The 12,333-nt window shown below is 64.3% G+C and carries 14 protein-coding genes; 10 read left to right on the top strand and 4 right to left on the bottom strand.

Annotation, left to right across the window (positions count from 1 at the left end):
• Nucleotides 1–98 precede the first annotated feature (98 nt).
• The 9 genes from MesoLj_RS06065 (at nucleotide 99) to MesoLj_RS06025 (ending at nucleotide 7,851) form a co-directional block, all read left to right on the top strand.
• Nucleotides 99–1,163: a polyamine ABC transporter substrate-binding protein gene (locus MesoLj_RS06065; protein WP_202325416.1), complete on the top strand. Its 1,065-nt coding sequence runs from the start codon at nucleotides 99–101 to the stop codon at nucleotides 1,161–1,163.
• Between the two features lie 91 nt (nucleotides 1,164–1,254).
• Complete coding sequence (locus MesoLj_RS06060) at nucleotides 1,255–2,097, top strand: ABC transporter permease (protein ID WP_202327186.1); 843 nt, start codon at nucleotides 1,255–1,257, stop codon at nucleotides 2,095–2,097.
• Nucleotides 2,090–2,884: an ABC transporter permease gene (locus tag MesoLj_RS06055; RefSeq protein ID WP_140776003.1), complete on the top strand. Its 795-nt coding sequence runs from the start codon at nucleotides 2,090–2,092 to the stop codon at nucleotides 2,882–2,884. The genes MesoLj_RS06060 and MesoLj_RS06055 overlap by 8 nt, the downstream gene beginning before the upstream one ends.
• A complete protein-coding gene (locus MesoLj_RS06050; RefSeq protein WP_202325415.1) occupies nucleotides 2,881–3,954 on the top strand; it encodes an ABC transporter ATP-binding protein in 1,074 nt (357 codons plus the stop codon). The genes MesoLj_RS06055 and MesoLj_RS06050 overlap by 4 nt, the downstream gene beginning before the upstream one ends.
• A 13-nt stretch (nucleotides 3,955–3,967) precedes the next feature.
• A complete protein-coding gene (locus MesoLj_RS06045; RefSeq protein ID WP_202325414.1) occupies nucleotides 3,968–5,242 on the top strand; it encodes a glycosyltransferase in 1,275 nt (424 codons plus the stop codon).
• A complete protein-coding gene (locus tag MesoLj_RS06040) occupies nucleotides 5,239–5,589 on the top strand; it encodes a cupin domain-containing protein (protein ID WP_202325413.1) in 351 nt (116 codons plus the stop codon). Before MesoLj_RS06045 ends, MesoLj_RS06040 begins: the two co-directional genes overlap by 4 nt.
• Nucleotides 5,590–5,602: 13 nt before the next feature.
• Complete coding sequence (locus MesoLj_RS06035) at nucleotides 5,603–5,944, top strand: cupin domain-containing protein (protein WP_202325412.1); 342 nt, start codon at nucleotides 5,603–5,605, stop codon at nucleotides 5,942–5,944.
• Nucleotides 5,945–5,966: 22 nt separating this feature from the next.
• Nucleotides 5,967–6,311, top strand: coding sequence for a cupin domain-containing protein (locus tag MesoLj_RS06030; protein WP_202325411.1), 345 nt, complete (start codon nucleotides 5,967–5,969; stop codon nucleotides 6,309–6,311).
• Nucleotides 6,312–6,342: 31 nt separating this feature from the next.
• Complete coding sequence (locus tag MesoLj_RS06025; RefSeq protein ID WP_202325410.1) at nucleotides 6,343–7,851, top strand: aldehyde dehydrogenase family protein; 1,509 nt, start codon at nucleotides 6,343–6,345, stop codon at nucleotides 7,849–7,851.
• Between the two features lie 37 nt (nucleotides 7,852–7,888).
• On the opposite strand, the gene bla is transcribed toward MesoLj_RS06025, so the two are convergent.
• On the bottom strand, nucleotides 7,889–8,782 hold the full coding sequence (gene bla, locus MesoLj_RS06020; protein ID WP_244735298.1) for a class A beta-lactamase: 894 nt from the start codon (nucleotides 8,780–8,782) through the stop codon (nucleotides 7,889–7,891).
• Nucleotides 8,783–8,887: 105 nt separating this feature from the next.
• Between bla and MesoLj_RS06015 the strand changes: the two genes are divergently transcribed.
• Nucleotides 8,888–9,778: a LysR family transcriptional regulator gene (locus MesoLj_RS06015; protein WP_140776010.1), complete on the top strand. Its 891-nt coding sequence runs from the start codon at nucleotides 8,888–8,890 to the stop codon at nucleotides 9,776–9,778.
• 58 nt (nucleotides 9,779–9,836) lie between these two features.
• Here MesoLj_RS06015 and MesoLj_RS06010 read toward each other — a convergent pair whose 3' ends face one another.
• The 3 genes from MesoLj_RS06010 to MesoLj_RS06000 are packed head-to-tail and all read right to left on the bottom strand — an operon-like array spanning nucleotide 9,837 to nucleotide 12,284.
• On the bottom strand, nucleotides 9,837–10,598 hold the full coding sequence (locus MesoLj_RS06010; protein ID WP_140776011.1) for an SDR family NAD(P)-dependent oxidoreductase: 762 nt from the start codon (nucleotides 10,596–10,598) through the stop codon (nucleotides 9,837–9,839).
• 10 nt (nucleotides 10,599–10,608) lie between these two features.
• A complete protein-coding gene (locus MesoLj_RS06005; RefSeq protein WP_095202770.1) occupies nucleotides 10,609–11,421 on the bottom strand; it encodes an ABC transporter permease in 813 nt (270 codons plus the stop codon).
• Nucleotides 11,421–12,284: an ABC transporter permease gene (locus tag MesoLj_RS06000; protein ID WP_056574830.1), complete on the bottom strand. Its 864-nt coding sequence runs from the start codon at nucleotides 12,282–12,284 to the stop codon at nucleotides 11,421–11,423. Before MesoLj_RS06000 ends, MesoLj_RS06005 begins: the two co-directional genes overlap by 1 nt.
• Nucleotides 12,285–12,333 lie beyond the last annotated feature (49 nt).

The raw sequence follows: 12,333 nt of genomic DNA, 5'->3' as shown, positions 1-12,333 counted from the left end.
GGCGATAAAAAGACCGAGGGAACAGGATCGAGGGCAGCGGCGTGGGTCGCACCCGGTCCAGCACAGAATTCGACGATCAACCGGAATGGGAGTCTGCCATGACCGCTACCAGCCCGCGGCGCCGTGCGCTCAAGGTTTCTTCAATCGCTGTCGGCCTTGCCCTGGCGCTGTCCGCACCGGCAATGGCCGCCGGCCTCGTCATCTCCAACTGGGACGGCTACATGGCGCCCGATGCCATGGCCGCCTTCAAGACCGCGACCGGCGTCTCCGGCGAAGTCGTTGTGCACGCCACCAATGAAGAGATCATGGGCAAGCTGATCGCCGCCGGCGGCAAGGGCTATGACGTGGTCTTCGTTTCCTCGCCCTTCGCCGAAGTGCTGAACAAGCTCGGCCTGACCGAGCCGATGGACCACGCCAAGATCCCCAACCTCGCCAACCTCTATCCCGAGGCGACGAAACTGCCGCACGATGTCGGCAACACTTTCTCCGTGCCCTACACCTGGGGCACGACGGGCCTCTGCTACCGCTCGGACCTCGTCAAGGCGGCGCCAACGAGTTGGAGCGACCTGCTCGCCCCTTCCGATGAGCTGAAGGGCAAGACCACCATGCTGGCGACCGATCGCTGGCTGCTGGCCGCCGGCCAGCTCGACAAGGGCTTTTCCGTCAACGAGACCGATCCGGCCAAGATGGCCGAGGTCAAGGACCTGCTGATCTCGGCCAAGAAGACCCTGCTCGCCTATGACGACACCACCTTCTATTCAAAGCTGGTTTCCGGCGAGGCGCTGATGGTGCAGGCCTGGGACGGCTGGTGCAATTACGGCATCGCCGAAAAGCCGGAGATCAAATACATCATCCCGAAGGAAGGCTCTGACCTGTGGGTCGACACGATGGTGGTGATGAAGGCTTCCGAGCACAAGGACGACGCCTTCAAGTTCATCAACTTCATGCTCGACGCCAAGAACCACGCCTGGGCGGCGCAGAACATCGACTACAAGGTGCCGAACAAGCCGGCGATGGAAAGCCTGCCGGCCGACTTCCTCGCCAAATTCCCCAACATGGCGATGCCGGTGGCCGATCTCGTCAAGTTCGAGCAGTTGCGTGACGTCGGCGAGGCCCAGCGCGACTATTCCAAGATCGTCAGCGAGATCAAGGCCGCGCAGTAAGCGGCTTGGACATCACGGCCGGCGGCGCTTCGTCTGCCGGCCTGAGCGGTACCTTAAATTGTCCCAGACCCGACTTCGCTCCTCCTTGCTGATGGCCCCGGCGCTGGTCTGGCTGACCGCGCTGATGGTGGTGCCGTGCGCGCTGGTGCTGGCGCTCGCCTTCTTCCGGCGCGGCATCTATGGCGGCATCGACTACACCTTCACGCTGGAGAATTTCGGGCTGGTCTTCGACCCGCTCTATGCCGGCATCTTCCTCAAATCGGCGCGCATCGCCGGAACCGCCACCCTGATCGCGGTGGTGGTCGGCTATGCCGCCGCTTATGCCATCGCTGCCGCGCCGCGCCGGTGGCAGCCGGTGTTCTTGTTCTTCGCCGTGCTGCCGTTCTGGTCCAACTACCTGGTCCGCACCTATGCCTGGATCGTGCTGCTCAACCGCGAAGGCCTGATTACGCAACTGCTGCGCTGGTTCGGCTACACCGGCGAGCCGCCGTCGATGCTCTATACCGAAGGCGCCGTCATCGCCGGCTTGGTCTACAATTATTTGCCCTTCGTCATCCTCGCCTGCTACGCGCCACTGTCCCGGCTCAACCCGGAGCTTGCCGAAGCCTCGCGCGATCTCGGCGCCTCGGCCGCCACGACCTTTCGCCGTGTCATCCTGCCGCTGACCGTGCCCGGCATCGCCGCCGGCGCGGTCTTCGTCTTCGTGTTGTCGATCGGCAATTTCGTCACCCCGGCGCTGCTCGGCGGTGGTCGCTTCCAGATGATCGGCAATCTGGTCTACGACCAGTTCCTGACCGCCAATGACTGGCCCTTCGGCGCGGCGCTCGCCATGGCGCTGATCGCCATCATGCTTCTGGTGCTGATGGCGCAAGCGCTGGCCGCCGATCGCGCCTCGGGCCGGGCGGCGGAGGCCAAAGAGAACGCCGATGGCTGAGCGTTCCCCAGCCACGCGGCGCACGCTCTGGTTCGTGCTCACCCTCGTCTTCGCCTTCCTCTACATCCCGATCGGCGTGCTGGTGGCCCTGTCCTTCAATGAAGGCGGCCTGCCGACGGCATGGTCGGGCTTTTCGCTGAAATGGTATGTCTCGCTGGCCAACAACTCCGCGATCCTTTCCGCCGCGCTCAACACGCTGATCGTGGCGCTGGTTTCCACCGCCATCGCCACACTGCTCGGCACGCTGCTGGCGATCGGCGTCGAGATGCGCCGGCAATATGGCAAGGGCCTGGAAGCGCTGATCTTCGCGCCGATGATCATTCCCGACATCGTGCTGGCGATCGCGCTGCTGTCGTTCTTTTCCATGCTCAACCTGACCATGGGGCTGCACACCATCATCCTCGCCCATGTCGTCTTCAATCTCGCCTTCGTCTGCTCGGTGGTGCGTGCCCGGCTGAAGAGTTTCGACTGGTCGATCGTCGAGGCCTCCGCCGACCTCGGCGCCTCGGCCGTAACGACCTTCCGGCGCGTGACCTTGCCGGTCATCCTGCCGGCGGTGATCGCCGGCGCGCTCCTTGCTTTCACGCTTTCGGTCGACGAGTTCATCATCGCCTTCTTCACATCCGGCGCCGGCCGTGCGTCGACAACGCTGCCGATGCAGATCTACGCCATGATCCGCTTCGGCATCACACCGGAGATCAATGCGCTGGCGACCATCGTCATGGCTGTCTCCATCACCGCGTTGACCCTGTCACAGCGGCTTAACAGGGGGATTATCGGCCAATGAGCGAACCGCGCACGCTGCTGGCCATCGATCATGTGTCGAAGAAATTCGGCCGGGTCACAGCCGTCGACGGCATCTCGCTCGATATCCGGGAGAACGAATTCTTCGCGCTGCTTGGCCCCTCCGGCTGCGGCAAGACCACGCTCCTGCGCATGCTGGCCGGCTTCGAGACGCCGACCGACGGACGCATCCTGCTCGACGGCAAGGACATCGCCAGGACGCCGCCCAACAAGCGGCCGGTCAACCTGATGTTCCAGTCCTACGCGCTGTTCCCGCATATGAGCGTGCGTGCCAATGTCTCCTACGGGCTGGAGATGGAGCGCTTGCCGGCTAAAGAAATCCGCTCCCGCGTCGACGCCATCCTGGCGACCACCGAACTGGTCCCGTTCGCCGACCGCAAGCCTGAGCAATTGTCCGGCGGCCAGAAACAGCGCGTCGCGCTCGCCCGTGCCCTGGTCAAGCGCCCCCGGCTGCTGCTGCTCGACGAGCCGCTCGGCGCGCTCGACAAGAAACTGCGTGGCGCCATGCAGCTGGAGTTGAAGCGCCTGCAGCACGAGGTCGGCATCACCTTCGTCATCGTCACCCACGACCAGGAAGAATCGCTTGTCATGGCCGACCGCATGGCGGTGCTGAAAGACGGCAGGCTGCTGCAATGCGACACGCCGCACGCGATCTATGAACATCCCGCCGACCGCTTCGTCGCCGATTTCATCGGTGTGATGAATTTCGTGCCCGGCAAGGCCGCCGCCGATGGCGTGCTGGCCGCGAACGGCGCGCGCGTCGCCGGCGAGGTTCCCGCCACACTTTCACCTGGCGCATCGGCGGTCGCCTCGGTCCGGCCCGAGCGCATCCGATTGTTCCCTTCAGCCGAGACCGCCAACCGCACGACCGGCACAGTCGAGGCGCTGGCCTATCACGGCCTCGACCTGCAGCTGCATGTCCGCACGCCTTTGTCGCCAAAACCGTTCCTGGTGCGCGTCACCGCGGATGCCGCCGACCGGCGGCCTGTCGCATCAGGCGACCCGGTCGAACTCGGTTGGGACGCCGCCGACGTCAGAATTTTCGCAGAATGAGAGGAGCAGCCTGATGGCCCAGAAGACGATCGCCTTTTTCCCTGAAGCCGCCTACGGCCCGGCGCTCAATTCCGTCGGTATCGCGCAAGCCATCGAGGCGCGCGGCCACAAGGCTGTGTTCCTGTCGGACCCCGGCTTTGTCGAGGTCTACAGGAGTTACGGTTTCGAGGCGCATCCGGTGAACCTGTCCGAACCGATGCCGCCCGAGCAGATGGCGAAATTCTGGGAAGATTTCATCAACGGCCACATCCCGAATTTCCGCAAGTCGCCCTACGACCAGGTCGACAATTACGTCAAGGATTGCTGGACCGCGATCGTCGATAGCGCCAAATGGGCGCAAAAGGATCTGCCGCGCGTGCTGGCCGCCATCAAGCCCGACGTGATCTGCGTCGACAACGTCATCCTGTTCCCGGCCATAAAACAGTTCGGCAAGCCGTGGGTGCGCGTCATCTCCTGCTCGGAAAACGAGATCGAGGACGAGGATATCCCGCCGCATCTCTCCGGCTGCGGCGAGAACGACCATGCCGGGCACCAGCGCTACCGCGACCATTTCAACGCGGTGATCAAGCCGATCCATGACGACTTCAATGCCTTTCTCACCGCCAACAACGAAGCGCCCTATCCGGTCGGCCAGTTCTTCGAGGCGTCGCCCTATCTGAACCTGCTGCTCTATCCCGAGGCAGCGAAATTCAAGCGCCGCCATCCGCTCGACCCCCGACAATTCCAGTATCTCGAGGGCTGCGTGCGGCAAGAGAAGCCTTATGCGGTGCCGACCTTCGCGAAGAACAATGATGGCCCGCTGCTCTATGTCTCCTTCGGCAGCCTCGGGGCCGGCGATGTCGATTTGCTGAAGCGTATCATCGCGACGCTGGGCAAGACGCGCTACCGCGCTCTGGTCAATGTCGGTGGCTACAAGGACCAGTACACGGACCTACCCGGCAACGTCATTGTCGAGAGCTGGTTTCCGCAGCCTTCGGTCATCCCGCAGGTCGATGCGGTCATCCACCATGGCGGCAACAACTCGTTCACCGAGTGCCTCTATTTCGGCAAGCCGGCCATCATCATGCCCTATGTCTGGGACGGCCACGACAACGCCACCAGGGTCGAGGAAACCGGCCACGGCTTCGGCATGCCGCGCTACGACTGGACCGATGCCGAGCTGATCGCGAAGATCGAGACCAGCCTGACCGATCCCAGGATGAAGACGAAGCTGGCGAAGACATCGGCACAGATGCACGCGCAGAATGGGCCGGAAAAGGCGGCTGGGTTGCTGGAGGCACTGCTATGACCTCTTCGGCCCCACACCTCCACCAGGCCTCCACCCGCGCCGACCTCGTCGACTGGGGCGCCCAGCCCGATGCACTGGAAGGCGCCTCGCATTCCACCGGCAGGCTGGTGCACAAAGGGCCGAACAACCAGCCGGAATCCGGTATCTGGGTGTGCACGCCAGGCCGCTGGCGGCTCTCGATCCCGCGCGATGAATTGTGCCATTTCGTCGCCGGCCGCGCGACCTACCGGTCGGATGTCGGTGAAGTGATAGAAGTGTCGGCCGGGACCGTGGTCATGTTCCCCGCCGGCTGGACGGGCGAATGCACGGTGCATGAGACCATGCGCAACGTCTACATGCTGGCCTGACCGAGGAACTGATATGCCGACACCGCACTGGCCAAAGGCCTCAACCGTGGAACTGGACGACTGGGGCGCGGGCAGCAACACGCTTGCCGGCGCCCCGCGCGCCTCCGGCAAGATCCTGTCGCGGAACCCGGACGGATCGAGCGAATGCGGCCTGTGGTCCTGCACGCCGGGCACCCGCAAGGTCACCTTCGCCGCCGACGAGTTCTGCCACTTCCTGTCCGGCCACGGCAGCTATGTCCACGAGAACGGCGAAGAGATTCCGGTCGAGGCCGGCACGCTCGTCTTCTTCCCCGCCGGCTGGACCGGCATCTCCATCATCACGCAAACGTTGGCCAAGGCCTTCATGTGCCGGTGAGCCCCATTTCAAGGAAATCGATATGACCACGCCCATCATGCAATCCCCCTTGGCCATCACCGACCTCGTCGACTGGGGCATCATCCCGACCATGATCGAGGGTGTGTCCCATACTTCTGGCAAGCTGCTCTACAAGGGGCCGGAAGGCCGCTCCGAATGTGGGCTGTGGGTCTGCACGCCGGGCAAATGGCACTGCCACGTTACCCGCGACGAATTCTGCCACTTCCTCGAAGGCCGCTGCACCTATGTCCATGAATCCGGCGAAGTGATCGAGATCGAGCCCGACACGGCGGCCTTCTTTCCGCAGGACTGGAAGGGCGTCTGCACCGTCCATGAGACGATCAAGAAGGTCTACATGATCCGCTGAGCCTTCTCGATCAGTCTTCAAGGAGCACAGAATGCATTTCTCGCCCGATCGGCCGACCTTCTTCGTCAATCCGGACTACCGTTCGATGGCCGGCACAACAAAACCGGTGATCGATCCCGCGACGCTAGAAACCGTCGGTGCGATAACCGCAGCCAGCGACGGCGAGATAGACGCCGTGCTCACAGCGGCGACCTTGGCGCAACTTGCCTGGAAGAAGCTCGACGCCAAGAGCAGGGCGAAACAGCTGCATGCCGTCGCCAACGCCATCGAGGCGGCGGACTTCACGCGCTGCGCCGAACTGATGGTGCGCGAGATGGGCAAGCCCTATCCCGAAGCCATCGGCGAAATCGCCAATTGCGCGCCGATCTTCCGCTACTATGCCGAGATGGCGCGCGACGACGCCGGCAAGGTCGCTGGCACGACGCAGGCCGGCTCCTTTCAGTATGCGCGCTACGAGCCCTATGGCGTCTCCGTCCACATCATGCCCTACAATTTTCCGATCCTGCTGATGTGCTGGACGGTGGCCGCCTCGCTTGCATCAGGCAATGCCTGCGTCATCAAGCCGGCCGAGGCGACGACGCTGTCGACGCTGGACTACATGGCCGTGTTCCGCTCGCTGCCGGAAGGCCTTGTCTCCTGCCTGCCGGGCGGCGCGGCCACGGCGCAGGCACTGATCACTTCCGATCGCACCCATGCGGTCGCCTTCACCGGCTCGGTCGCCGCCGGCAAGGCGGTCGCGGTGGCCTGCGCCGAGCGCATGAAGCCTTGCGTCATCGAGGCGGGCGGCAGCGATCCGCTGATCATCAGCGAACACGCGCCACTGGAGGTCGCGGCCGCCGGCAGTGTCACCGCCGCCTTCCACCTCACCGGCCAGGTCTGCACCTCGGCCGAGCGCTTCTTCGTCGTCGATGCCGTGCATGACCGCTTTGTCGAATTGTTCGCCGAAAGGACACGAGCGCTGCGTATCGGCAACGGCATGGACAAGACCGAGATCGGGCCGCTGGTCAGCGAAAGCGCGCGGGCCAAGGTGATGCGGCTGGTCGATGACGCCATTGCGCACGGAGCGAAGGCCGTCACCGGCGGGCGCATCCCGCCGGCGCACAACACCGGCTGGTTCTACGAACCGACGATCCTGACCGGCGTCACCCCGGACATGGCGATCGTGCGCGAGGAATGTTTCGGGCCGGTCGCCGCCATCTGCCGGGTGAAGGATTTCGACGAGGCGATCCGGCTCGCCAATGACAGCCCGTTCGGGCTCGGCGCCTCGGTGTTCACGACGGACCTCGCCGAGGCGCATGAGGCGGCCGAGCGGCTCGAAGCCGGCATGGTCTGGGTCAACAACCCGCTGATCGACAATGACGCCTTGCCCTTCGGCGGCTGGAAGGCCTCAGGCCTTGGCCGCGAGCTCGGGCGGCAAGGGCTCGACGCCTTCCGCCGTTCCAAGATGGTCATCATCGACCACAAGCCAGAAATCCAGGGCTGGTGGTATCCCTACCCGGACAGCTGGTTCCGCGAGACCGGCGGCCGCAAGCATGTGTGAGAAATGCGGCGCGGCACAGCCGCGCTGCTCCGACGACTCATGCCTCGATTGCTTCCACCAAGGCGCGCGAGACCGAGGCAATCGTCGCATTGCGGTTGGCCAGGCTCTGCTTGGTACCGGTCAGATAGACCGACATCAGGACCGGATTGCCTGACATCGGCCAGATGACCGCCGCGTCATTGGTGCTGCCGTGTTCGCCGGTGCCAGTCTTGTCGCCGCATTTCCAGCCTTTCGGCAGTCCTGCCCTGATGCGGTCGTCACCTGTCTTGTTGGCGACCAGCCAGTTTACGAGCTGCGCCCGGCTCTTTTGCGACAGGCTGTCGCCGAGAGTGAGACGCTCGTAGTCCTCGATCATGGCCAGCGGCGAGGTCGTATCGCGGGGGTCGCCCGGCACGGATTCGTTCAGCGCCGGCTCGATCCGGTCGAGCCTGGTCACCGTGTCGCCGATCGAACGCAGATAGGCGGTCAGTTGCGGCGGTCCGCCAAAGGAGGCCAGCAGCAGGTTGGCCGCACCATTGTCACTGACCGTCACCGCGGCCTCGCAAAGCTGCGCCACCGTCATTGCGCCGCCAGCATGGTTCTTGGTCGTTGGCGAGTTCGCGACGACGGCGTTATGCGGCACCTGTATGCTGCGGTCGAGCTGCTCGATGCCGCCGTCGACACGATGCAGGATGAACGCCGCGGCAAGCGTCTTGAAGGTGCTGCACATCGGAAACAGCTCGTTCTCGCGATAACCGAACTGAACCGGCGTTCCTGCGATCCGGCAGCCCACACCAAGCCGACCGCCGCTTTTCGCTTCGATCCGCCTTATTTTCGGCAAGACCCCATCAAATTTTGTCGGGCTTGTTGACGCCTTCGCCACCGCGCCAAGCGTGATGGGGGCCGTCAGAACCACTGCGAGACCACCAATGAAACTGCGTCTGCTCGTCATGTCCACACTCTCTGTTGCCCCGCGCCGCAGAACTGGACCGGATCCGACGCCATCGCAAACGAGTAAACGTCGCCTCCGCCATAAGAAAAATTAGGGCTGCACCCGATGAAGCGATCGCATCTTCCGCTGAACGGCCTGCGCGCCTTCGAGGCCGCCGCACGGCATCTCAGCTTCACCGGCGCCGGCCTCGAACTGCGCGTCACCCAGGCTGCCATCAGCCATCAGGTCAAGGGCCTTGAAGAGGTGCTTGGCGTCCGGCTCTTCCGCCGGCTGCCGCACGGGCTGACTTTAAGCGATGAAGGCGAAGCCTTGCTGCCGGTGCTGAGCGACGCCTTCAACAGGATCAGCATCACGCTCGACCGTTTCGAGGGCGGCCGCTTCCACGATATCGTCACCGTCGGCGTCGTCGGCACCTTCGCCTCGGGCTGGCTGATCCCGCGATTACCGCTGTTCCACCAGGCCTATCCGGACATCGAATTGCGCATCTCGACCAACAACAACCGGGTCAACCTCGCCGCCGACGGCCTCGACTTCGCCATCCGCTTCGGCGACGGCTCCTGGCAAGGGACGGACAACACGCCGCTGATGTCGGGTTCGTTCTCGCCTGCTTGTGCGCCCGACATAGCCGCGCGCCTGCGAGACCCCTCCGATCTCGCCCGCGAAACGCTGCTCTGCTCCTACCGGGAGGACGAGTGGCTGCGCTGGTTCGAGGCGGCGGGGCGCCATTGCCCGCCGATCAAGGGCATCGTCTTCGATTCCTCCGTCACCATGGCCAACGCCGCCGTCCAGGGCGCCGGCGTCGCGCTGCTGCCGGTCTCGATGTTCAGCCGGGAGTTTGGTTGCGGCCAGTTGGTGCAACCCTTCGGCAGCACGGTCGATGTCGGCCGCTACTGGCTGTCGGCAAGACGCAGGCGGCAGAATTCGCAGGCGATGACGACCTTCGCGGACTGGCTGACGGCGGAAACAGCTCGGAGCAATTCCAGGAAAAGTGTGTAGCGGTTTTCCCGGGAAAAGCGCTTGGCGCTTTCCCTGGGAAATTGCGCAAAATCAGGGATCAGCCGATGCTTTCGCCGCCGTCGATCACCAGCGCCTGGCCGGTCATGAAGGATGACCGGTCGGAGACGAGGAACAGGATCGCCTCGGCAATCTCCTCGGCACTCGCCCAGCGGCCCATCGGGATCTTGGTGCGGACATAGGTCTCGATCGCCTCGCGTCCGCCCATCTGGGCGATGAACGGCTCGTTGAACGGCGTGTCGACCCAGCCCGGGCAGAGCGCGTTGACGCGCACATTGTGGCGGGCATAGTCGAGCGACATTTGCCGCGTCATCGCCACCACCGCATGCTTCGACGTCGCGTAGGCGATCATCTCGCGGTCGTAGAAGACACCCGAATTCGAGGCGGTGTTGAGGATGACGCCGCCGCCTTGCGCGATCATCGACGGCATGACGATCCTCGCCGCCAGGAATTGCGCCCGCACATTGACCCGCCACGAGGCATCCATGCCGTCGGTCCCGACCTCGGTCAGCGTGCCGCCGACCTGGATGCCGGCGTGATTGTGCAGGATGTCGATGCGCCCATGCTTTTGGAGCGTGCCGGCAAGGAGCTGCTCGACATCGGCGTCATCCGAAACGTCGGCGGCAATTGCCTCGGCACTGCCGCCCGCCGCGCGGATATCCGAAGCTGTCGCCTCGCCGCCCGCCTGGTCCCTGTCGGCGATGACGACCATTGCGCCTTCCCTGGCCATGATCATGGCGCCGGCGCGGCCGATGCCGGAACCCGCGCCTGTCACCACGGCGATGCGGTCTTTGAGGATCATGATACGGCTTTCAGTTGGACGGCTTGCGCTGGCGCAACTGCCACTGGGCAAGCACCACGAGCAGCACGGAAGCGACGAGCACGATCGTCGCGATGGCGTTGATTTCCGGCGTCACACCGCGCCGGATCGAGGCGAACACATAGATCGGCAGCGTCGTCTGCGCGCCGGCGACGAAGAAGGCGACGATGAAATCGTCGAAGGAGAAGGTGAAGGCGAGCAGGAAGCCGGCGACCACCGCCGGCATGATCTGCGGCAGCACGATCGAGCGGAACGTCGTCAGCGGCGTGGCGTAGAGATCGCTGGAGGCCTCGACGAGATTGCGGTCGAGGCTGCCGAGCCGCGTGCCGACGATCATCGTCACCAGCGCCATCGAGAACAGGCCGTGCGCGGCGATGATTGATCCATAACCAAGCGACAGTTTGGGCGGCTGGTCACCAGGCCAGATCGAGGCCAGGAACGGATTGACGACGGCGAACAGCTGGACGAGCGCGACCAGCGTCGAGATGCCGATGACGACGCCGGGAACCACGATCGCGGCACCCAGCAGCGCGTCGAAGACAGCCCGGGTTCTGACCCCGACCCGCGCCAGGCCGAGTGCCGCCGCCGTGCCGCACACCGCTGCCAGAAGCGCGCTGGTGGTGGCGATGAACAGGCTGTTCTTCAGAGCCTCGACCAGGAACGGATTGGACAGCGCCGTGCCGTACCACTGCACCGAAAAACCGGTGAACTCGCTGGCATGGCGACCGGCATTGAACGAGAACAGCACGACCAGTGCGATCGGCAGATAGAGGAACGCAAAGACGGCGGTGACGAAGGCGCGCATCAGATCAGGTCCACACGGCGAGCGCCCGAGACGCGGGTCGAGATGCGGTTGGCCACGATCAGCACAACCACCGAAACCAGCACCAGCGTGATGGCGATGGCCGATCCGAACGGCCAGTTGCGCGACTGCAGGAACAGGTCGACCAGCGCATTGCCGATGAAGAACACCTTGCCGCCACCGAGCAGCGTCGGGATCAGGTATTCGCCGAGCAGCAGGATCATCACCAGCGAGAAGCCGGTCATCACGCCCGGCAGCGAGAGTTTCAGGGTCACGCCGAGGAAGGTCGACAGCGGCGTCGCGCCGAGATCGGCGGATGCTTCCAAGAGCCTTCGGTCGAGCCGCTCGAGACTGACATAGATCGGCAGGATCATGAGCGGCAGATAGCCGTAGACGATGCCGAGCAGCACGGCGCCCGGCGTGTTGATCAGCCTGACATCCTCGATGCCGACAAAAGCGAGCAGCGCCGGGATACCGCGTCCGCCCAGAATGTACATCCAGGCATAGGTCCGCATCAAAAGGCTGGTCCAGAACGGAATGACGACGAGCGCCAGCAGGATCAGCCGCCAGCGTTGCGGCGCCCGCAAGGCGAGATAATAAGCAACCGGATAGGCGACGAGCAGACAGGCCAGCGCGCCAACCGGCGCCAGCACCATCGTGTTCCAGAAGGCCGTCGCCCGCGCCGGAAGGTTGGCATACTGCGCGAAGGTGAAGGCGGCCTGATAGCCGCCTTCCGGTGCCCGCTCGCCGACGCTGAAGACGGCAATGGCGATGAACGGCAGCACCAGGAACACCACCAGCCACGCCGTTGCCGGGGCAAGCAGCAAGGCGGTCAGGAAATTATGACGAAATCTGTTGCCGTGCATTTGAAACCGCCCCGATGCCGGCGGGCATGCGCCCGCCGGTCAATTGTCC

This window comes from Mesorhizobium sp. 113-3-9 (assembly GCF_016756515.1).
Lineage (GTDB): Bacteria > Pseudomonadota > Alphaproteobacteria > Rhizobiales > Rhizobiaceae > Mesorhizobium.
The sequence above is the reverse complement of the archived record's forward strand: the minus strand, read 5'-3'. Positions and strand labels throughout refer to the sequence as shown.